Genomic DNA, 20,680 nt, shown 5'->3' on the forward strand with positions numbered 1-20,680 from the left:
ATGGCCGCCACGAATCCCCCGGTCCGCGCCGCGTCCGGCGCACGTTACACGGCAGCTGACATCGAGGTGCTCGAGGGGCTCGAGCCCGTCCGCAAGCGCCCCGCCATGTACATCGGCGGCACCGACGTCAGGGGCTACCACCACCTGCTCTGGGAGATCGTCGACAACGCCGTCGACGAGGCGATCAACGGGCACGCGAAGCGGATCGAGGTGACGCTCGACGCCGACCTGCAGGGCGTGACCGTGACCGACGATGGCCGCGGCTTCCCCGTCGACGTCCACCCCCGGTACAAGCGCCCCGCGCTCGAGCTCATCCTCTGCACGCTGCACGCGGGCGGGAAGTTCGGGAGCGACAACTACAAGGTCTCAGGCGGGCTCCACGGCGTCGGATCGAGCGTGGTCAACGCGCTCTCCGAGCTCGTCGAGGTGCGCGTTCTGCGCGACGGGTTCGAGCACCAGCAGACGTTCTCGCGCGGCGCGCCCATCAGCAAGCTCAAGAAGGGCGCGCCCACCCGCAAGCACGGCACGAGCATCCACTTCCGGCCGGATCCGGAGATCTTCGGGCAGGGCCGGAAGTTCGACCCCGAGACCATCCGCGAGCGCCTGGAGGCGAAGGCGTACCTCCACGGCGGGCTCGCGATCGCGTTCCGCGATCTCTCGTCGGGCGAGTCGATCGAGCTCCTCCACCCGAACGGCATCGCGGACTTCCTCCCCAAGCTGGTCGCCCAGCGCGGCAAGGCGGTGACGCACCCGTCGATCTTCTACGTCGCGCGCGAGGGCGAGATCCGGCTCGAGGCCGCGCTCCAGTGGACCGAGTCGACGGACGACTACGTGAAGTCGTACGTCAACGGCATCCCCACCCACGCGGGCGGCGCGCACGAATCCGGCTTCGGCGCCGCGATCGTGAAGGCGGTCCGCGCCTTCATGGACGCGAAGAAGATCCAGCCGAAGGGGGTGACGCTGACGACCGACGACATCCGCGAGGGGATCGTGGGCGTCCTGTCCATCTACATCCAGGAGCCCCAGTTCCAGGGGCAAACGAAGGATCGGCTCAACAACACGGAGGCTGGACCGGCGGTCGAGGGCATGGTCCGGCCCGCGCTCGAGCAGTGGCTGCTCCACAACGGCACGGCCGGCGAGTCGATCGTGGCCCGCGCGATCCTGGCGGCGCGCGCGAGGGAGGCGCGGCGCGAGGCGACCCAGCAGGTCCTGCGCAAGACGCCCGTGTCTCACCGGCTCAACCTGCCCGGCAAGCTCGCCGACTGCGCCTCGACCGATCCCAGCGAGAGCGAGCTCTTCATCGTCGAGGGAGACAGCGCCGGCGGCTCCGCGAAGCAGGGGCGGGATCGTCGGACCCAGGCGATCCTCCCGCTGCGCGGCAAGGTGCTCAACGCGGAGCAGGCCTCGACCTCGAAGGTGCTCGGCAACAAGGAGCTCCAGGACATCGTGAGCGCGCTGGGCTGCGGCTTCGGAAAGGACTTCGACGCCTCCAAGCTGCGCTACGGCAGGATTTTTCTGCTCATGGACGCCGACAGCGACGGCCAGCACATCGCGACGCTGCTGCTGACGTTCTTCTACCGACACCTGCCCGGCCTGCTCCGCGGCGGCCACGTGTTCCTCGCGCAGCCGCCGCTCTACCGGATCGACGTGGGCAAGGAGACGCACTGGGCGCTCGATGACGCAGAGCGCGACCGGATCCTCGCGAGGCTCCCGAAGACAGCCAAGGCGGATATTTCCAGGTTCAAAGGGCTGGGCGAGATGCCCGCGGAGGACCTCAAGGCGACGACGCTCGACATCCGCCGCCGGCGCGCGCTGCGCATCGTGATCGAGGGAGAGATCGAGACCGATCGCATCCTGAACGAGCTGATGGGCAAGGACGCTCAGGCGCGCTTCCGCTTCATCATGGAGCGCGCGCCGAACGCCGAGATCGACGTCTGATCCTCGACGCCTCGATCCCGAGATCGTTGAGACACACCGCGCGCTCGCCGCATTGGATGCCGAGCCGCCGGCGTTCATTCATCACCTGACAGCAACGACAACGCCGCGAGGAGGCCTGGTGACACGCCTTCTCGACGGCGTGCGCCGTGCGCGAGGCACGCTGTGCCAGGCACAAGTGCTCCCGGGCGTCTGTGTCGCGTGAACGGCAGGCCACACCCCCTATGACATCGCGAGCAGGTTGACGAGGAATCCCGGCGTTTCGTGCTGCGGGATGCCGGATCACGTGAGCCAGGAGCGCTGCGTCCGCTTGCGGCCTACCGGTTGCAATACGCCCCACCGGTGGCCGCGATGACCGCGGCACACCGCCCTTTCACCTGGAGAGGTACTCGTGACGACTGCGCTTCCCATCTCGACTCCGATCGCACCCTCCTCGTCCCACAACACGCCGGCCGCACGCGCCCTGTCGGTCCCGGCCGTTCCGACCGCGATCGCCGGCGGCGCGCCGGCCGTGCGGCCCACGTCGCTCGCGGCGACTCGCGCCGCAGCGCCCAGCTACGGCGTGCAGCCGCCGCGCGAGCGCGCCGCAGCGACAGCGGTCTCGCGCTCCACGCCGCCGGCGCGCCCGGCGACCCCGCTCCCGCGCAGCACCTCGGAGCGGCTCCACCTCGGCCGCGACCGCATCCGCAGCGCCGCGGAAGCGGGCCAGAGGATCCGTTCCTACGAGGTCGCACTGGATCTCGATCTGTCCGAGTTTCACTTCGCGCGGCTCTTCCGCGCCGCCTTTGGGCTATCGCCGCATGTCTATTACGACGAGGTGCGCGCGGAGCGCGCCCGTGCGCTGTTACGCGATGGGCTCGCCGAGGGGGAGGTCGCCCGTCGCATCGGCTTCCGCAGGCCCGCGGAGCTCCGGGCGCTCTTGTCCAAGCGCGGCGGCGCGCTGCCCCCGGCCGGCGAGGCGGAGGCGAGCGACGCCTCGGCCGAGTGATCCGACGGGGGCGCCGGTCGCGCGATGCGCCGGCGCCTCAACCACCCCCCCAGGATGCGAGGACAAATTCCCTGCACCCATGACATCGAGATCAGAGTCGCCTGTGCTTGAGCGAGGGTAGATTCGCCCTGACCCGATCGAGATAGGCGGGATCGAGCATCGCCATCGCGATCCCCTCCCCTTCGGAGGCCTGGGCGATCACCTCGCCCCACGGATCGATCACGCACGACTTCCCGAACGTCGCTCGCCCGCCGGGGTGCTTGCCCCACTGCGCCGCGGCCACCACGTAGGCCTGGGCCTCGATGGCCCGCGCGCGGAGCAGGACCATCCAGTGGTCCTTGCCGGTGAGCAGCGTGAACGCCGCAGGGACGACGATGACCTCTGCGCCCGCCGACGAGAGCGCGCGGTAGAGCTCCGGGAACCGGACATCGTAGCAGATCGACAGCCCGAGCTTCACGCCGTCGATCTCGGTGACGACCGGGCGCTCGCCGGCGGTCGTCGACGCGGACTCGCGGTACTTCGTCCCGTCGGCGATCTCGACGTCGAAGAGGTGGATCTTCCGGTAGCGGGCGCTGAGCCGGCCGTCAGGGGCGAATACGGCGCAGGTGTTGTACGGCCGCGCCGGGTCGTGCGCGCGCTCGGGGAAGCCGCCGGCCACGATCGTCACGCGGGCGGATCGCGCTGCGTCCGCGAGGCGCTGCGCGATCGGGCCGCCGCCGGCGTCGAGGTCCTCCGCGATGTCGCGCTTCCCCTCCTCGCTGCCCATGTACGCGAAGTTCTCGGGCAGCACGACCGCCGTCGCCCCACGGCGCGCCGCCTCGGCGATACGCGCCTCCACCCGCGCCAGGTTCTCGCTCACGTTCTCCTGGCTGGAGAGCTGGAGGGCCGCCCAGATGACCGGTTTCTGCATGCGGCAAGCCTACCGCACGAGGAACCGGAGTGGACCGCGCGCCGAGCCGCGCGCGGCGTTCACCGGACTCCGCGATCTCCGGACGCGCCCGCGGCCGCGCCCGCTGTTCCGTCTGCGCCCGCAGCCCCGCCGACGCCGGGCGCCCCGCCGGCCCCCGCGGTTCCGCCCGCGCTGGCGCCCGCGGTCCCGCTCGCGCCCGCAGCCCCGCCTGCCCCGCCTGCCCCGGCCCCACCATCGAGATCGAGGGCGGGCTCAGCGCACTCGAGCGGCGCGCTGTGGTACGCGCACCTCGCGCCACACGCGACGCACACGCACGCGAGCACCTGCTGGAACGCCCGCTGGGCGGCGCCCGCGTCCTCAGGGAACACGCACGCCGCCTGGCAAGCCTTGTCGCGACCGCATTCGTTGAGGCACAGGCTGATCTGCCGGCACCCGGGCTCCCCGTCGCACGCCGAGAGCTGCGCCTCGCAGCGCGCGCCGCGGGCGGCGTGCTCGTTGAAGCAGTCACCGCAGCGCCCGGCTTCACCGCCGTACGCCGCGACGCACTCGCAGAGGTTCGCCGGCCCAGGCCCCTCATCGATGTCCGCGTCGAGCGGCGCGCCCCCCGCCGCTCCAACGCTGGTGGACGAGCCGGCATGGGGGCGCGGGGGCGGGAGCCGATCCTCGGTACAGCTCGAGAGCGACGCGGCGGCGAGGAGCGCGCCCCACGCCGCCACGACACAGATGACAGCGCGTCCGTACCACCCGAAAGGAGCGCGCGTCGCCCCCCGCACGAAGGACATGATGAGACGAGCGTAGCCTGCCTCTCCCCCGGGGCCGAGCCCCGAGCCGCGCGGCTCCCCGCCGTTTGCACGAACGGCCAAGGTCGAGCGGAACCCTCTCCCGGCGGTCGCCGATCGCTTCTATGCTTTGCCGACAGATCACGAAAATTCTCATGGAAATCGCTCCCCTCTCGTTGCTACCGCGCTCCGTGCTTGCCCTGGCCAAGGAGGTCGCGCGCGCGCTGCTCCGGCGACCCGTCGTCGGCATCGCCGCCGCCGCGCAGACCGCAGACGGCCGGTGGCTGCTCATCCGGCGCAGCGACACCGGTACGTGGGCGCTCCCGGGAGGGACCCTGGAGTGGGGCGAGACGCTCCGCGACACCGTTGTCCGGGAGCTCGCGGAGGAGGCCGGCGTCACCGAGGTCGAGGTCGGGCGGGTCGTGGGCGTGTACTCGCGCCCCGATCGCGACATCCGGTTCCACGCCGTGACAGTCGTCGTCACGGCCCGGATCGGCGCGCCGACGCGCCCTCCCCAGAACCCGCTCGAGATCCGGGAGGTCAGGCTCTTCCGGGAGGACGAGCTCCCGGCCGAGCTCGCGATGGGCATGGGGGATTTCCTCGCCGCCGCCCGGCGCGGCGGCGACACGGAGCTCGAGTGAGCCGAGGCAAGCCATGACGCAGGCACACCATGACGAGACCGGCGCGCGCAGCGCGCTGCAGGGCGGGCTCACGACCGACCCGAAGCACAAGGCGAGGATCGACGAGCTCGCCGAGCGCATCGAGAAGTACAGGGCGAGCTACTACGCCGGGCAACCCGAGATCTCGGACGCGGCGTTCGACGCGCTCGAGGACGAGCTCCGCGCCCTCGATCCAGCGCACCCGGTGCTCGCGCGGGTCGGATCGGCCTCGCTGATCACCGAGTGGGAGAAGGCGCGGCACGAGATCCCGATGGGCTCGCTCAACAAGGTCGTCTCCGAGGACGAGCTCCGGGCCTGGGTCGCCCGCTGCGACGAGATCCTCGTGAAGGACGGGCACGGCGCGGGCGGCGAAGGCGGGCAGCCGGCGGACCCCGCCAGCGCGAGCGTCGCGAACGACCTCTTCGTGGCGGAGAAGCTCGACGGCATCTCCATCGAGGTCATCTACAAGGGCGGCAAGCTCGTCGACGCCATCACCCGCGGCGACGGCGAGTGGGGCGAGCGGATCACCGCGAACGTCGCGAGGATGAAGGGGGTCCCCTCGAGGATCCGGGAGAAGGGCCGGCTGTCCGTGCGCGGCGAGATCATCCTCCGCCTCTCGGACATGAAGCGCTATTTCCCCGGCGTCACCAGCCCGCGCAACATGGCCGCGGGCGCGGCCAAGCGGTTCGACGGCCAGGGGGCAGAGCACTGCACCGTGCTCTTCTACGATGTCGCCGAGCACCTCGAGATCGCGACGTGCCAGGCGCGCTTCTCCTGGCTGCGCGATCTCGGCTTCGCGACGCCGCACACCGCCCACGGCAGCGTCGAGGATGTCGTGAAGCTCTACCGGCGCTACGCGAGCGAGTTCCGTGCCGGCCTCGACTACGAGATCGACGGGCTCGTCGTCTACGTGAACTCGCTCCACCTCCAGGGCCTGCTCGGCGACGTCAACCGGCGGCCGCGCGGCGCGGTGGCGTTCAAGTTCGCGTCGCCCGCCAAGGTGACGACGGTCGTGGCGATCCAGTGGGACACCGGCCCGAGCGGGCGCGTCACCCCCGTGGCGATCGTCGAGCCGGTGGAGCTCGCCGGCGCCAACGTCCGGCGCGCCTCGCTGCACAACGCGGCCAACGTGCGGAGCCTCGGCATCGGCGTGGGCGACGAGGTGCTCGTCTCGCGCCGCAACGACGTGATCCCGTACGTCGAGGAGGTCGTCGAGAAGCGCGGCCCCGGCGCGGTCCCTCCGTCGACCTGCCCGGTCTGCGGCGCGCCGCTCGTCGTCGAGGGAGAGTACCTCCTCTGCCGGAACGCCGGGTGCCGCGCCCTCATCGAGGGGCGCATCCACAACTGGATCGACGCCATCGGCGCGCTCGAGTGGGGCGACAAGCTGATCGAGCAGGTGGTGGCGGCGGGCCTCGTGCGAGAGCCGCTCGACCTCTACAAGCTGACGATCAAGGATATCGCCGAGCTCGATCGCCGCGGCGAGAAGAGCGCCACGAAGTGCCTCGAGCAGCTCAGGAGCCGGCTCCCGCTCACCCTGCCGGTCTTCCTCGCGGCGCTCGGCATCGAGGGGTTCGCGATCCAGACCGCGCGGCTCCTCGTGTCGGCCGGGTACACCACGATCGAGAAGCTGCTCGCCGCCGGCGAGGACGAGCTCGCCGGCATCCCGGGGCTCGGCGCGATCAAGGCCGCGAGCATCGTCCGCGGGCTGCGCGCCCGCAGCGACGAGATCGCGCGGCTGATCGCCGGCGGCATCGTCCCGGTCGCCCCCGAGGCGGAAGGTCCGCTCGCGGGCCTCACGTTCTGCTTCACCGGCGCGGCGGCGCGCCCCCGCGGCGAGCTCACGCACCTCGTCGAGTCGAACGGCGGCCGGGTGCTGAACAGCGTCACGAAGGAGCTCAACTACCTCGTCCTCGCCGACGTGGCGTCCGCGTCGAGCAAGGCGGTGAAGGCGCGCAAGTACGGCACGAAGCTCATCACCGAGGACGACCTCGACAGGCTCGTCGCCGAGCGACGCGGCGGCTGATCGGACCGAGCCGCCGGCGTCACCAGGAGATGACCTGATCCTCGGTGACGCCGGAGACGTCCCGGAGCTCGAGGACCCTCCCGCCCGGGAGGCGAACCGTCCCCGAACAGAGGCAGATCGGCTGCAGGAACTCCGACGTGAGCCAGCCGAGGTTCGTGTGGTTCGAGTGCGCCGCGCCGGGGACGAACCGGAGATCCACGGAGTCGTCCGCGGTCCGGACGTGCCACGGATCGAGCGGCCGCGCCGGGTCGAAGGTGAACCGGCCCTCGGCGAGCGGGATGAGATCGCCCTCGACCCAGAGCGCGCACTCGGCGTCGCCGACGAACCCTTCGCCCAGGTTCAGCCCGACGCGCTCGCCGCTCTGCGCGCGCCCCATCGCGAGCGCCCAGCGCCACGTCGTGCGGCGCGGCAAGAGCCCGCTCGTGTAGTCGTAGCTGGCGAGCGCGCCGTCGAGCGAGATCCGACGGCCGAGCACCGACGCCTCGCCTTCGACGCCGAGGAGCTGCCGCTTCTCGGTCGCGATCAGCGCGCCGCCCGGCGCCTGCGCGACGACCGAGATCGCCGGCGGCGCCGCGCTGGTGTCGAGCCGCGCGCGCAGATCGACGCCACGAAACGCCGCGGTGACCGTGATCCTCGCCTCGCCGCGCGGGCGCTCGATCCGCACGCGCCCGCGCGGCATCCACGCGCGCGCGGAGCTGCCCTCGCCGCCCACGTCGCCCACGCTCGCCGCGAAGGGAGGGCCGAGCGTCGAGCGGTCCACGAGCAGCCTCCGGCCCACCTTGTCGAAGACGACGCCGAACGCGTTCGCGAGGTAGCCGAGGTGCACGACAGCGGCGGCGATGAAGACCTCGTCCGACACGATCGCCACGTAGGTCCACCGCTTGTGCTTGAGCAGCCGGTCGCGCCTCCGCGGCGCGAGCGGCGTCAGATCGACGCGAGGGAGCTCGCCCCGGTAGGAGCCGACGCGCGCTGCTCCCGTGATCGGATCGAGGATCGCATCAGGCGGCGTGCGGAGCTCGCGCATCCCGCGATCGTAGCGGCGGCGCGGACGCTGCCCAAGGCAGGCGGCTCCTGAAACATGGCATCCGTGAAATGCGGCGAGCGCTCGCCTGCACGGCCATCCGGCTCACGCCGCGACCCTCGATGACGACGCGCGGCGGCGCCGGAGCGCTGCGCGCCCGCGGGTCCCCCGCTAGACTCGCGCCATGATCGACGCCATCACCGCGCCCCCGATCCCCCAGAACGAGCCCGTCCTCGCGTACGCCCCTGGCAGCCCGGAGCGCGCGGCCCTCAAGGCCGAGCTCGATCGCAGGGCGCGGGAGACGATCGAGATCCCGATGGTCATCGGCGGCGAGGCGGTCCGGACCGGCGCGCTCGACGAAGTCCGCGCGCCGCACAGGCGCGACCTCCTGCTCGCCCGCGCCCACCAGGGCGGCGCCGAGCACGTGGCGCGCGCGATCGAGGCCGCCAGGCGCGCGCACCCCGCCTGGTCGAGGACGCCGTGGACGGCGCGCGCCGCCGTGTTCCTCAAGGCGGCCGAGCTGCTCGCGACCCGGTACCGCCCCCTGCTCAACGCGGCGACGATGCTCGGGCAGAGCAAGACGGCGTACCAGGCGGAGATCGACTCGGCATGCGAGCTCATCGATTTCTTCCGCTACAACGTCCACTTCGCCCACCGGATCGCCTCGGAGCAGCCGTCGAGCGCGCCCGGCAACTGGAACTTCGCCGAGCCTCGCCCGCTCGAGGGCTTCGTCTTCGCGGCGACGCCGTTCAACTTCACCGCCATCGCGGGCAACCTGTGCGCGGCCCCGGCGCTGATGGGCAACACCGTGGTCTGGAAGCCGTCGGCGAACGCGCTGTACTCGGCGCATTTCGTGATGGAGCTCCTGATCGAGGCGGGGCTCCCGCCCGGCGTCATCAACCTCGTCATGGGTCCGCCCGAGCTCGTCTCGAACGCCTGCCTCGATCACCCGGACTTCGCCGGCATCCACTTCACCGGATCGACCGCGGTCTTCCAGTCGATCTGGCGCCGCATCGGGGAGAACATCGGGCGGTACCGCAGCTACCCGCGCATCGTGGGCGAGACCGGCGGCAAGGACTTCGTCTTCGCGCACGCGAGCGCCGACGTCGACGCGCTCGCGGTGGCCCTCGTCCGGGGGGCCTACGAGTACCAGGGGCAGAAGTGCTCGGCCGCGTCGCGCGCGTACATCCCCCGCTCGCTCTGGCCGGCCCTCAAGGACCGGATCGTCGGCCACGTCCAGGCGATCCGCATGGGCGACATCGCCGACTTCCGCAACTTCATGGGCGCTGTGATCGACGGGCGCGCGCACGCGCGGCTCACCGAGCGGATCGCCGCGGCGAAGAGGGGCCCGGCGTGCTCGCTCGTGTGCGGCGGCGGCGCGCGCGCGCACGACGGCAGCGACGGCTGGTTCGTCGAGCCGACGCTCGTCGAGACCGCGGACCCGCGCCACGCGTTGATGACGGACGAGCTGTTCGGGCCGGTGCTCACGGCCTGGATCTACCCCGACGGCGAGGAGGCAAGCGCGCTCGCGCTCTGCGACGAGACGTCGCCGTACGGCCTCACCGGCGCGGTGTTCGCGCGGGACCGGGCGTTCATCGAGAGGGCGAGCGACGCGCTCCGCTTCGCCGCGGGCAACTTCTACATCAACGACAAGCCCACGGGCGCCGTCGTCGGGCAGCAGCCGTTCGGCGGCGCGCGCGCCTCCGGCACGAACGACAAGGCGGGCAGCCTGTTCAACCTGCTCCGTTGGGTCTCGCCGCGGGTCGTGAAGGAGACGTTCGCGCCGTCGCGCGCCGTCGCCTACCCGTTCATGGCAGCGGAGTAAGACGCGCGGCGCGCGTCAGCGGGCGGAGCGCCTCGCCGCTCAATCCTCGGGCGAGTAGTCGCAGGCGCCGCTCGCGAGCGAATCGCAGGACCAGTCGTCCTCCTCGTAGCACGCGGCCTGGTGCTCGATCGCGTCCGCATAGGACGCGCGGTCGGACAGCTCCACGCACAGGGCGGTGCATGTCTCTTTGCCGGGGCCATCGGGCTGGCACTCGGCGTTCTTGGCGCAGACGACCTCGCAGGGGTCGCTGCCCGCGCAACCCGAGGCGAAAGAGGAGAGCAGCAGGGCGAAGAAGAGCGCGGGACGATGCATGGCAGGGAGGCTCCAGCCGCCATCGGAGCACGCTGCGGAGCCGGCGGCGAGCGGCGAGCAGCAGGGCGACCGCGCGTCGGGCGGCGCGGCCGCCCACCTGGAGGGGAGCGCGCAGCGCTGGCGATGGATCGAACCCATGAACCAGCCGCAACAACCATGGTGCGCCAGCATCGGTGAGCTCGTGAGTCAAGACTGGGAATCTCCTTAGGACGTCAGGCGCAGAGCCATCATCATCTCAGGTGCTGCTCACCGGGCTCTACAGCCCACTTTCCATGGTCATCGAGATGACGTTGTAGAGCAGCATTCATCCTTTCCGATGCTCCAGAGTTCCGGCCGACGAAACCTTGCGCTTTCATGGCACGTTGGACCGACTGCGGTGTAGGTGCACTGTTCCAACAAGAATACAGCAGACACTGCTGTAGAGCAGCAGACGCTGGAGGTACCATGAGATCGATTTATGTCCTGGGTTGCTTCGTGCTCGGCACGATCGCGGCGGCCGCCGCGGGATGCGGCGGCGATGACGAAGGTGTCGGTGGCGAGAGCGGTACCGGAGGAGCGGGAGGGGCCACGAGCTCCACGACGTCGAGCTCGACGAGCAACAGCGTCACCACCACCGGTGCCGGAGGCGAGGAAGGGGATGGGAACGACAGCATCGAGACGGCCGAGTCGATCGAGATCGACGCAGACGCAGTGCAGGAGACGCTCGATCCGGTCGACGCAGACCAGGACTTCTACCGCTTCACCGGGACCAAGGGGCAGGTCCTGTACGTCCTGACCGACGCGAAGCCGGAAGCCGACGAGAACGATCCGCGGTATCCCGATCTGGTCGTCTCGCTGCTCGACGCGCAAGGCGAGCAGATCGCCCGGAACGACGATCCGCCTCAGGACGGCAACGACAGCCGGCTCATCACCGTCCTGCCCGCTGACGGCGACTACTACCTCCTCGTCGAGGAGTGCACGTCCGCGCTGGGCGCGAGCAGCTGCGCGCCCGCCGACGGGATCGAGAACTTCGATTACGCAATCGGCATCTCGTCGCTCGACGCGGCCGCCGCCGATGACGACAGCCTCATCGAGGACAGGGAGCCGAACGACGAGGAAGCGCAGGCCCTGCCGCTCCACTACGAGGCGCTGGACGACGACACGGGATACTACACGACGTTCCTGATCGGCGATTTCGAGACCGCGACGGACGTCGACGTCTACTCGTTCACGCTGCCGGAGACGCCCGCCTCCGAGCACGGGCTCAAGGCGACGTTCCTCCTCTCGGCCCCGCCCGGAGCCGACGGCAGCGGCTCGACGGTGGATGTCAGTGAGATCACCGTGTTCGACGCGGCGGATCTGACCACCCCGTACGCGAAGATCGACCCGTCGAAGGGCGGCAGCATCGAGGTTCCTGTCAAGGCCGGCGCGGAGGCCGAGTACCTGGTCTTCGTCAAGCGCCCGCAGGGAGAAGTGGGGGCGAACGACTTCTACGTTCTCCTTCACAACCGACTGGAGATCTCCGGCCGCGAGGCCGAGGACCTGACCAACAACCTCGCCACGACGCCAGAGGGCGATCTGTACTCCTTCGAAATCGGCGGGGGCGGGCTCGTCTACACCGTGGACGGCGAGCTTTCTGAGGCGGTGACCCCGGACGCCGACCATTATGCGCTGCCGGTGCCCGAGGGCGCGGACGCGACATGGAAGGTATCCGCCTTCTGCGGAGCGCAGCGCCACGGCTCCGGGCTGCGCGAGTTCACGCTCACGCTGCTGAACGGCGATGGCACCGAGATCGGCAGCGACTACACGGCCACCGAGAGCGAGACGGCGGACCTGGAGATCACGGGGGTTGATCTCCCGGCGAGCCCCGCGGAGAACCGGTTGATCGCCCTGGTGTCGGCCGGCACGCCCGCCGCCGATGTGGCGAGCCGCAGCTACGACTGCGTCTTTGGCTTCATCCCGGGCGCCGACTGAGGATCCGACGCTCGCGGCGCCGCGCCCCCTCCCGGAGCCGGCGCCGCCGGGCCCCGGCCGACACACCGCCGGCCGTCCGCTTGAGGTTGTCCCGCCGGTTCCATCGGCGGCGCGCCGAGCCCGCGGACGACCCATGATATAGGCGGACCGCCATGAAGGTCGGTCACTCGCCCGCGCCCGGCGCGCTCCTCTCGATCCTCCTGCTCGTCGCCTGCAGCGCCGGTCCACCGACCGCCGTGGTGCCCTCGCCGCCCGGGCCCGGCAGCGCGGCGCCGGGGACGGCCTCGCCCGCGGCGACGACGGCGCCGCCCGAGACGCCTGCGCGCGCCGAGTTCGACCCCGTGGCGGTGGGGATCACCGCGGGCGGGGTGAAGCAGCTCTGCGATGACCACCTGAGCGCGGCAGAGGCGCACCTCGACGCGATCAGGGCGCTCAAGGAGGCGCCGCCGGAGAAGCTCACGTACGCCGCGACGCTCGGGCGGTTCGACGGCGCGGTGCTCGAGGTGAACAGCGCGGGCGACTTCCCGTACCTGATGGGGGTCGCGCACCCGGACGCCGCCGTGCGAGAGGCCGCCAGGCTCTGCGAGCCGAAGGTGGACAGGTTCACGACCGCGATGTGGCTGGACGCCGATCTCGCCGGCGTCATCAAGGCGTACGCCGAGAAGACCGAGACGCGCGAGGCGCTCCAGGGGGAGCGGGCCCGGCTCCTCTCCGACGTGCTGCGCGACTTCCGCCGCAACGGGCTGTCGCTGCCGAATGACCGGCAGCAACGCCTCCGCGACGTGAACGAGCAGATCACCCGGATCGGGCAGGAATTCATGTCGAACCTGTCCGCGTCGCTCGGGTCGATCGAGATCGCGCCCGCCTCGCTCGAGGGCTTGCCCAAGGAGTACGTGGCGAAGCACCCGCCCAAGGCGAACGGCAAGGTCGAGATCACCACCGACTACCCCGACTTCTTCCCGTTCGTGACCTACGCGAAGGATCGCAAGGCCGCGCTCGACCTCTACGTGTTGTTCACGAACCGCGGCGGCGAGAAGAACGTGAAGCTGCTCGAGCGCCTGCTCGCGCTCCGCTCGGAGAAGGCGAAGATGCTCGGCTACAAGAGCTGGGCCGACTACGCCATCGAGCCGCGGATGGCGAAGACGAGCGGCGCCGTGCGCGGCTTCCTCGACCAGGTCCGGGCCGCGCTGAAGGAGCCCGCCAAGGCCGAGTTCGCCGAGCTCATGAAGGAGCACGCGCGGCTCGGGGGCAAGCCGCGCGACAAGCTGCCGCCCTCGGAGCGCTACTTCCTCGAAGACCGGGTCCGCGCGTCCAGGTACCAGTTCAACTCGCAGGCGCTCTCGGACTACCTCGAGATCGGCGCGGTGAAGCAGGGGCTCATGGACATCACCGCGCGGATGTACGGCCTGGAGTACAGGGAGGTGCCCGCGAAGGCCTGGCACCCCGACGTGACAGCGTACGAGGTGCGCTCCGAGGGGAAGGCGATCGGGAAATTCTACCTCGACCTCTACAGCAGGCCCGACAAGTACAAGCACGCGGCGATGTTCTCGGTGCGGACGGCGAAGCTGCTCGACGACGGGTCGTGGCAGACCCCGATCGCGGCGCTCGAGTGCAACTTCCCGAAGCCGGGGGCGCAGCCGGCGCTCATGTCCCACGAGGACGTGGTGACGTTCTTCCACGAGTTCGGGCACGTGCTGCACCACCTGCTCACGCGCTCGGAGCTCGCCTCCTACTCGGGGACGGCGACCGTGCGCGACTTCGTGGAGGCGCCGAGCCAGATGTTCGAGGAGTGGGCGTGGTCGCGCGACGTGCTCGATCTGTTCGCGAGGCACCACGCGACCGGCGAGAAGATCCCGGACGATCTCTTCCAGGCCATGACGCGCGCGCGGGGCTTCGGGCGAGCGCTCGCGACGCAGCGGCAGCTCACCCTCGCGGCGATCGATCTGGAGCTCCACGCGCGCGAGCCGGGCTTCGACACGACCGCTGTCGTGGAGCAAGCGCAGCGCGCGAACGAGTCGTTCGCCTTCGTGAAGGGGACGCACCTGCAGTCGAGCTTCGGGCACCTCATCACGTACGACGCGGGGTACTACGGCTACCAGTGGGCCCTCTCGCTCTCGCGCGACGTGCTCACCCGCTTCCAGCAGGAAGGCCTGCTGAACCCCGCGGTCGCGCGCGCCTTCCGCGACGAGGTGCTCGCCAAGGGGGGCGGCGTCGAAGCAGGAGATCTCGTCGCCCGCTTCCTCGACCGCCCGCCGAACCACGACGCGTACCTCGCCTACCTGCAGGGCAAGCGGTGAGGGCGCGCGGCGCGCCGGCGCTGAGCGCGCGGCGCGCGCCACGGCTGGCTGGCGCGGCGAGCGCTAGGGCTGGATGGCGACGCCGAGCTCCTCGCGCAGGGCGTGGTGGGCGTCCGAGACGGTGAACGAGAGCAGGTCGCCGATCTTCTCCTCCGCCGTCAGCACGCCCGGCGCGTCCGCGCGCGAGAGCGACGACGCCGCGACCGGGAGCTCGCCGGTCAAGAGGTAGCCGACACGGGCAGCGCAGCGCTCCACCGAGCCGGCCCAGTGCGCGAGATCGAGCGGCGCGCGGATCTCGTAGAGCTCGAACACCGCCGCCTCCAGCGCGTCACGCTCGATCTCCGTGAGCTCCTGGTCGAGCAAGGGCATCAACGAGAGCACCGCGGCCTCGATCTCGGCAGGGACGGGCTCCGAGGGGCGCGTCAGCTTGACGGCCGCGGCCAGGCAGACGCCGAGCTCCTCGAGCGACGGGAAATGGAGGAGCAGGCGGTGCGGGCCGACGTGGTACGCGACGTGGCTGCCCACCAGGAACGCGAGCTCGGCGGCCGTCCGCCCGCGGAGCGCCTCGCCGCCGACGAGGACGCTCGGCTCGCCCACCGGCACCGCGGCGACCCCGATCTGCGCGTCCTTGAGGAAGTAGATCGTCGGCGTGGCGATCCCGAGACACCGGCTCGCCCACGCGAACAGGCGCACCACGCCCGCCGCGCTCCGCTCCGCGTCGGCGCGCGCGGCCGGATCGAGCCGGGGGAGCTTCTTCTCCCGCGCCCGCTGCGCGAGCCGGGCGCGGATCGCCGCGTCGGCGACGGACGCGAGCACCTCCTCGAGCGCGCGATCGCGATCGGCCGCGCGCAGGAGCTCCCACGCCCCGGCGCTCAAGCCGCGTTCGGGCTGCACCAGGCCCGCCGGCCGGTGCTCCTCGAAGAGGAAGCGCTCCCGCGACTCGGCGGCGTCGAGGTACACGGCCACGCTCGCCGCGGCCCAGGCCTGATCGGTGCGCCGCAGCTTCTGGAACGTGTCGAACAGGTCGTGGAACACCTGGACGTTCCCGGGATCGAGCACCGCCGCGGCCTGGAGGTGCGCCGCCGCGCGCTCGAACCGGCCAGCGCTGCGCGCGAGCGACGCCGCGCTGACCCGCCCCGCGACGTCGTCCGGCCTCTCGGCCACCGCGCCCTCGAACGCCTCCAGCGCGGAGCCTGGATCCTCGAGGTGATCGCGGAAGAGCAGGCCGAGGCGGCGGCACAGCTCCCAGACGACGTCGCTGCGCGTGCGCGGGTCGGCGATGCGCTGCGCGCGGTCGAGCATGCGCCGGTACGCGAGCTCCAGCTCGCCCCACTCCTGCCGCGCCGAGAGGAGGATCGCGATGAGCGCGAGCGGATCGAGCAGCGTGGGATCGGCGTCCAGCGCGCGCTCCAGCAGCTCGATGCCGGCCTGCTCCCGCGTGACCTCGGTCAATGTCGCGCGGGCCTCGCCCTGGATCGCCGCGCACGCGAGCTCCAGGAGCGAGACCGCCCGCTGCCGCGGGTCCTCCACGAGCTCGATGAGGTCGCGGCGCGCGTCGAGCGACGCCTGGACGTCGCCGGCCTCCTCGTAGAGCCGGCCCAGGCTGCGCAGGACGGAGGGCTCGACGGGGCGGAGCTCCCGCGCCCGCTCCAGGAGCTCCCGCGCCCGGTCCGTGTCCCCGGCGATGATCTCCCAGCGCTCGGCGGACTGGACGAGCAGCCCGAACCGGTCGGCGTCCCCCTCGATCCGCGAGAGGAGCCGCTCCTCGGCGGTGCGCAGCCCGGCGAAGTCACGCGCGGCGAGGCGCACCTCGACCAGCGCCTCGAGGGCAGCGCGGTGCTCGGGCGCGAGCGCGAGCGCCTTCTCGAAGCCCTCGATCGCCTCAGGGTGCCGCTCCTGGCGCCACCTCACGTGCGCGATGCGCACGTACACCTCCGCGCGCGCGTCCCGCTGGGCGGTCCCCACGAGCGCGAGCGCCTTCTTGTACGCCGTGAGCGCCCCCTCGAGGTCCGACGCGGCGATGAGCGTGTCGCCGACCGCGAGGTACTGGGCGACCGGATCGTCCGGCGCCGGCGCGGGCGTGGTGGCGGCGTGCTCCCCGCCCGCGGCGTCGGGCGGAGCGGCCGCGGGGCCCTCCGCCGGGACCTCGCCCGGGACGCCGCCGCGCGGGACGAGCACGAAGAAGGAGCCCCGCCCCTGGCCGCGCGCGAAGCACGGGATGGCGCCGGCGAGCGCGGGGCTCTCCTGGACGCGGCGGGCGATCGCGCCGGCGGTGAGGCCGCGCTCCGGCTCGGCCTCGTCGAGGTGCTCGACGAAGGCGCGGGTGAGCACCGACGGCAGGTCCGCGTCGAGCGAGCCGATCGGGTGGGCCGCGGCGAGCAGCTCGATGCCCGTCTCGGCGGACGCCACCGCCCGCTCCGCCGCGGCGACGACGGCGCGAGAGGTCGCGCCAGGGGCGTGATGGCACTCGATGACGAAGAGCACCTCGCCGCGCGCGCGATCGCGGAACACCGCGGCGACGTCGCTCAGCGCGTCGCCCACGCCCGGGTTCTCGGGGTCGAGGCAGAGGAAGAGCTCCCCGTCCGGCGACAGCGCGACAGCGCTCGAGGCGTAGAAGAGGAGCAGCGTGGACGCCTCGTCGCGCGCGGCCTCGTCGGCGTCGACCAGCGTCCTCCTCGTCGCCACGAGCTCGTCGAACATCGCGTCGAGCTGCTCGGCGAGATCCCGGCCAGGATCCACGTCGATCACCCGGAAGCCCGCGTCGTCCAGCGAGAGGCGGGCCCGGATGAGATCACCGTCGAGCGAGCCTGGAGCCGGTCGTTGATCGCGGTGCAAGCTCGGCGTGGCGACGATCGCCAGGCGCATCAGCCCGCCCTCTCCTCGTTGCGTGCGCGCATGTAGGCGAGCAATCTACCCAGGGCCGCGCCCGAAGCGAAGCGAGTTGCCATCCTGCGCGCAACTCCGCCGCAGTAAGGTCCCCCGCAGAGACATCACTCCGGGAGAGAGCACCCATGAGCAGAGGCAGGGGTCGTTGGTGGACGGAAGCGCCCGGCAGCTCCGGAAGAGCGCGCGCCGCGTCGATCGCTGTCGCGGTCGCTGTCGCGTTCGCGTCGGGCTGCGGCAGCGTGTGCGATGAGGCCGCTGAACACACGGAGGAGTGCGGCTACCAGGGCGGCGGCGCCTCGAGCGAGGCGTCGTGCGAGGGCGACGTCCGGTGCGCCTCGGAGTGCGCCGCGGAGGTGCCCTGCGGCGCGTTCGACGGGACGGACGCGGCCGCTTTCGAGGAGTACATGCGCTGCCTCGATACCTGCTGAGCCGCCGCGGCGCTCAGCAGGCGGCCCGGACGAGCGCGGCGCCGTCCGCCGGCCGCTCGTCGTCGGGGCCAAGGCACCGCAGCGACAGCTCCTTCCAGGCCGCCAGCCCCTCGACCCCGAGCGCCTCGAGGCGCACGAGGACGTCCTCGAGCACGCGGCCGTAGCCGTAGACGTCGTCGCGCGGGTCGCTCGGGCGGCCGGCGAGCCGCTCCGGGGAGACGTAGCCGGGGCTGCCGCCGGCCGACGGCGCGCCGCGGGGCCTGGCCAGACCGAAGTCGCTGAGCACGGGCTCGCCGACGTTGCGCAGCAGCACGTTCGCCGGCTTGACGTCGGCGTGGACGTAGCCGCGCTCGTGGACGCGGGCGAGCGCGCGCGCGAGCGGCCGCGCCCACCGCGCGACCGGCGCGAGCGCCGCCGCGTCCCCGGCGCGGAGCGCGTCCCGGACCGAGCCGCGCGCGATCCACTCGAGCGCGATCCATCCCTCGTCGGGATCCGCGTCGAACACCCGCACGACGCCGGGGCCCGCGAGCGCCGCGGCGAGCCGCGCCTCGCGGGTGACGTGCGTCCGGTCGGCGCCGCGCCCGTGGTAGACCTTGAACCCGACGCGCCGGCCGAGCACCTCGTCCTCGGCCTCGTAGACGGCCCCGGCGCCGCCGCGCGCCACCTCGCGGAGCAGGCGGAACGGGGTCTTGGCCGCCGAGGGCGCGACGACCGTCACGTCCTCCACGCGCGCCGCCGCGGGCCGCTCCGCGCCGAGCGCCGCGCGCCAGCGCTGGTGGCGCTCGCGCGCGCCGGGCGCGCCGATCTCCCGGACGAGCACCCGCTCGATCGCGCCGACCGCGCGCGGGAGCTGCCCCAGCGAGGCGTACAGGTCGGCCGCGAGGACGAGCCCTTCGGTCGAGGACACCGGCCGCGCGCGCGACGCGCCCCCGCGCTCCCGTGACGCCGCCGCGCCCTCGAGCACGGAGAGCGCGCCCAGCTCGTCGCCCCGGGCCGCGAGGAGATCGGCGCACGCCACCCGGACCGGATCCGGCAGCACCCGCTCCTCCATCGCCGCGACGAGGTGCGCCACCGCCTCCGCTTCCCGCAGCGTGCCGCGCGCGCGCCGGAGGACCGCGATCACCTCGTCCGTCGAGGGTCCGTCCCGCGACCCGGCGCTCCGGAGGCGCGCGATGTCGTCGACGCCGTCCTTGCGCGCCGGGCGCGCCGCCGCGCGCGGCGGCGCCGACCCCCTCGTCGCGCGCGCCGGATCCGCGCGCTCGTCCGCGTCCGGCGCGTCCGGCGCAGCGCCGCCGCCGGCGTCCGCCGGCGCGCCGCCGCCGGGCGTGGCGACGCCGAGCCGCTCCTTGAGCCGCCGCCACAGGCTCACGCCGGCCCGCCCTCCGCGCCGCCGTCGCGCCGCGCCGCCGGCGCCTGGCCGCCGGCGGGGATCCGGAAGACCGGCGCCCCGCCGCGCGACGCGGCGATCGCGTCGCCGGCGCAGAGCTCGACGGACGGGGCGAGCTGGTAGTCGCCGAGGAACGGCGGCGGCGCCCCCGGCGGCGTCTTCAGCGCGACGAACGAGGAGGCGGCGGCGCGCTCGAGGCGGATCCGCCACGGCCCGACCGGCAGGTCGCCGAGCGGCACCGAGAAGCGCTCGCCCGCGAGCTCCACCACGCAGCCCTGCCCGGTCCCGGGCGCGATCGCGCACGGCACCTCCCCGCCGAGCAGGATCTGCACCCCGCGGCCCACCGGCAGCGCCCCGGTGAGCCGCGCGCCCGCGAGCGTCGTGCCGTTGCGCGTCCCGAGATCCTCGACCTCGATGCCGGACGGGCCGCGCCGGATCCGCGCGTGCGTCCTGCTGACCGCGCGGGACGCGACAACGAGGGTCGCCTCGCCGCGGCCGATCGTGACCTCGTCGCCGAGCGCGCAGCGCAGGAGGGCGCCGCCGAGCTCGATCGTGAGGAGCGGCCCGGTGAGGAGCCGCGCGCGGATCGCGCGCAGCGCGTCCGTCACCCGCTCGCCGTCGCGGCTGCCCCCGAGCCACGCCTCGGCCACCGCGATCGCCTCGCGGCGCTCCGCCACCCGGTCGAGGTCCGCGATCTTCCGCAGCGCCGCCGCGAGCTCGCGCTGGTCCCGCTCGGCCGTCATCGAGACGCGGAGACGCTCCTCGAGCCGGTCGATCGCGCCCGCGGCGGCCAGGACGCGCGTCTCCGACTCGCTGTCGCCGACCAGGGCGTACGCGTCCGCCGCGCGCTCGAGCTCGCCCGCCGCCTCGAGCTCGCGCGCGACCGCCAGCACCTCGCTCCGCATGGCGCTCGCGCCCCGGGCGCGCACCAGGTCGAACGCGAGCAGCGCCTTGCGCCCGAGCGCCGCCCGCCGGAGCTCGGGGCTCTCCGCCGTCCGGGAAGCCGTGGCGCAGAAGGCGATCCGCTTCTCGACGCTCCGCTCGGCGTCGGCGCGGAGGAGGAGGACCCGGGCGGCGTCGTCGGGCATCCCCGCCTCGACGTACAGCTCCACTGCCCCCGCGAGGTCGCCGGCGAGCTCCTTGGCCTCTGCCGCCCTGCGTCGGCTGTCCCCCCGCCTGAGCCCGAACCACTCAAAGAGACTCACGCAGCGCCATCCTCGCCATCCGACATCCTACCCTTGATGCGCGTCCGCCCCAACCGCCAGCGTTGACTCTCC

General features: G+C 72.6%; 15 protein-coding genes. 8 read left to right on the forward strand and 7 right to left on the reverse strand.

Features of this window, described 5'->3' with window-relative positions; genetic code table 11:
* Together WMF42_RS22865 and WMF42_RS22870 are read left to right on the forward strand one after the other, a co-directional pair.
* The gene (locus WMF42_RS22865; RefSeq protein WP_061608550.1) at positions 1-1,938 is read left to right on the forward strand and encodes a DNA gyrase/topoisomerase IV subunit B; all 1,938 of its coding nucleotides are present in this window, start codon (positions 1-3) and stop codon (positions 1,936-1,938) included.
* A 388-nt stretch (positions 1,939-2,326) separates the two neighbouring features.
* Positions 2,327-2,923, forward strand: a complete 597-nt coding sequence (locus WMF42_RS22870) for a helix-turn-helix domain-containing protein (RefSeq protein WP_061608549.1) — start codon at positions 2,327-2,329, stop codon at positions 2,921-2,923.
* Positions 2,924-3,014: 91 nt separating this feature from the next.
* On the opposite strand, the gene WMF42_RS22875 is transcribed toward WMF42_RS22870, so the two are convergent.
* Entirely contained in the window at positions 3,015-3,833 is an 819-nt protein-coding gene (locus tag WMF42_RS22875) for a carbon-nitrogen hydrolase family protein (protein ID WP_061608548.1), read from the reverse strand.
* A gap of 59 nt (positions 3,834-3,892) precedes the next feature.
* On the reverse strand, positions 3,893-4,615 hold the full coding sequence (locus WMF42_RS22880) for a hypothetical protein (RefSeq protein WP_437684673.1): 723 nt from the start codon (positions 4,613-4,615) through the stop codon (positions 3,893-3,895).
* A gap of 152 nt (positions 4,616-4,767) precedes the next feature.
* On the opposite strand from WMF42_RS22880, the gene WMF42_RS22885 reads away from it, so the two are divergent.
* Positions 4,768-5,253: an NUDIX hydrolase gene (locus WMF42_RS22885; protein WP_233561524.1), complete on the forward strand. Its 486-nt coding sequence runs from the start codon at positions 4,768-4,770 to the stop codon at positions 5,251-5,253.
* A gap of 13 nt (positions 5,254-5,266) precedes the next feature.
* Positions 5,267-7,294: an NAD-dependent DNA ligase LigA gene (ligA, locus tag WMF42_RS22890; RefSeq protein ID WP_437684675.1), complete on the forward strand. Its 2,028-nt coding sequence runs from the start codon at positions 5,267-5,269 to the stop codon at positions 7,292-7,294.
* A 19-nt stretch (positions 7,295-7,313) separates the two neighbouring features.
* On the opposite strand, the gene WMF42_RS22895 is transcribed toward ligA, so the two are convergent.
* Positions 7,314-8,318, reverse strand: coding sequence for a DUF2804 domain-containing protein (locus WMF42_RS22895; RefSeq protein ID WP_437684677.1), 1,005 nt, complete (start codon positions 8,316-8,318; stop codon positions 7,314-7,316).
* Between the two features lie 181 nt (positions 8,319-8,499).
* Here WMF42_RS22895 and pruA point away from each other — a divergent pair, with 181 nt between their 5' ends.
* A complete protein-coding gene (gene pruA / locus WMF42_RS22900; protein ID WP_437684679.1) occupies positions 8,500-10,140 on the forward strand; it encodes an L-glutamate gamma-semialdehyde dehydrogenase in 1,641 nt (546 codons plus the stop codon).
* A gap of 39 nt (positions 10,141-10,179) precedes the next feature.
* On the opposite strand, the gene WMF42_RS22905 is transcribed toward pruA, so the two are convergent.
* Entirely contained in the window at positions 10,180-10,452 is a 273-nt protein-coding gene (locus WMF42_RS22905) for a hypothetical protein (protein ID WP_155798427.1), read from the reverse strand.
* A 444-nt stretch (positions 10,453-10,896) separates the two neighbouring features.
* On the opposite strand from WMF42_RS22905, the gene WMF42_RS22910 reads away from it, so the two are divergent.
* Together WMF42_RS22910 and WMF42_RS22915 are read left to right on the forward strand one after the other, a co-directional pair.
* Positions 10,897-12,405: a pre-peptidase C-terminal domain-containing protein gene (locus WMF42_RS22910; RefSeq protein ID WP_437684681.1), complete on the forward strand. Its 1,509-nt coding sequence runs from the start codon at positions 10,897-10,899 to the stop codon at positions 12,403-12,405.
* 152 nt (positions 12,406-12,557) lie between these two features.
* The gene (locus WMF42_RS22915) at positions 12,558-14,702 is read left to right on the forward strand and encodes a M3 family metallopeptidase (RefSeq protein ID WP_437684684.1); all 2,145 of its coding nucleotides are present in this window, start codon (positions 12,558-12,560) and stop codon (positions 14,700-14,702) included.
* A gap of 63 nt (positions 14,703-14,765) precedes the next feature.
* Here the strand turns inward: WMF42_RS22915 and WMF42_RS22920 are convergent, their stop codons facing one another.
* Positions 14,766-17,567, reverse strand: coding sequence for a tetratricopeptide repeat protein (locus tag WMF42_RS22920; RefSeq protein ID WP_437684686.1), 2,802 nt, complete (start codon positions 17,565-17,567; stop codon positions 14,766-14,768).
* 146 nt (positions 17,568-17,713) lie between these two features.
* On the opposite strand from WMF42_RS22920, the gene WMF42_RS22925 reads away from it, so the two are divergent.
* Complete coding sequence (locus WMF42_RS22925) at positions 17,714-18,016, forward strand: hypothetical protein (RefSeq protein WP_061608541.1); 303 nt, start codon at positions 17,714-17,716, stop codon at positions 18,014-18,016.
* Between the two features lie 13 nt (positions 18,017-18,029).
* On the opposite strand, the gene WMF42_RS22930 is transcribed toward WMF42_RS22925, so the two are convergent.
* Positions 18,030-19,385, reverse strand: coding sequence for a serine/threonine-protein kinase (locus tag WMF42_RS22930; protein ID WP_437684688.1), 1,356 nt, complete (start codon positions 19,383-19,385; stop codon positions 18,030-18,032).
* On the reverse strand, positions 19,382-20,608 hold the full coding sequence (locus WMF42_RS22935) for an FHA domain-containing protein (RefSeq protein WP_437684690.1): 1,227 nt from the start codon (positions 20,606-20,608) through the stop codon (positions 19,382-19,384). Before WMF42_RS22935 ends, WMF42_RS22930 begins: the two co-directional genes overlap by 4 nt.
* Positions 20,609-20,680: the final 72 nt, after the last annotated feature.

The sequence above is a fragment of the Sorangium sp. So ce176 genome (assembly GCF_051519835.1).
Classification (GTDB): domain Bacteria; phylum Myxococcota_A; class Polyangia; order Polyangiales; family Polyangiaceae; genus Sorangium; species Sorangium cellulosum_G.

Bases quoted from the DNA above. Each gene is read 5' to 3' on its own strand.
- WMF42_RS22865 (WP_061608550.1), top strand. From the start codon at position 1: ATGGCCGCCACGAATCCCCCGGTCCGCGCCGCGTCCGGCGCACGTTAC.
- WMF42_RS22875 (WP_061608548.1), bottom strand. From the start codon at position 3,833: ATGCAGAAACCGGTCATCTGGGCGGCCCTCCAGCTCTCCAGCCAGGAG.
- WMF42_RS22880 (WP_437684673.1), bottom strand. From the start codon at position 4,615: ATGTCCTTCGTGCGGGGGGCGACGCGCGCTCCTTTCGGGTGGTACGGA.
- WMF42_RS22885 (WP_233561524.1), top strand. From the start codon at position 4,768: ATGGAAATCGCTCCCCTCTCGTTGCTACCGCGCTCCGTGCTTGCCCTG.
- ligA (WP_437684675.1), top strand. From the start codon at position 5,267: ATGACGCAGGCACACCATGACGAGACCGGCGCGCGCAGCGCGCTGCAG.
- WMF42_RS22895 (WP_437684677.1), bottom strand. From the start codon at position 8,318: ATGCGCGAGCTCCGCACGCCGCCTGATGCGATCCTCGATCCGATCACG.
- pruA (WP_437684679.1), top strand. From the start codon at position 8,500: ATGATCGACGCCATCACCGCGCCCCCGATCCCCCAGAACGAGCCCGTC.
- WMF42_RS22905 (WP_155798427.1), bottom strand. From the start codon at position 10,452: ATGCATCGTCCCGCGCTCTTCTTCGCCCTGCTGCTCTCCTCTTTCGCC.
- WMF42_RS22910 (WP_437684681.1), top strand. From the start codon at position 10,897: ATGAGATCGATTTATGTCCTGGGTTGCTTCGTGCTCGGCACGATCGCG.
- WMF42_RS22915 (WP_437684684.1), top strand. From the start codon at position 12,558: ATGAAGGTCGGTCACTCGCCCGCGCCCGGCGCGCTCCTCTCGATCCTC.
- WMF42_RS22920 (WP_437684686.1), bottom strand. From the start codon at position 17,567: ATGCGCCTGGCGATCGTCGCCACGCCGAGCTTGCACCGCGATCAACGA.
- WMF42_RS22925 (WP_061608541.1), top strand. From the start codon at position 17,714: ATGAGCAGAGGCAGGGGTCGTTGGTGGACGGAAGCGCCCGGCAGCTCC.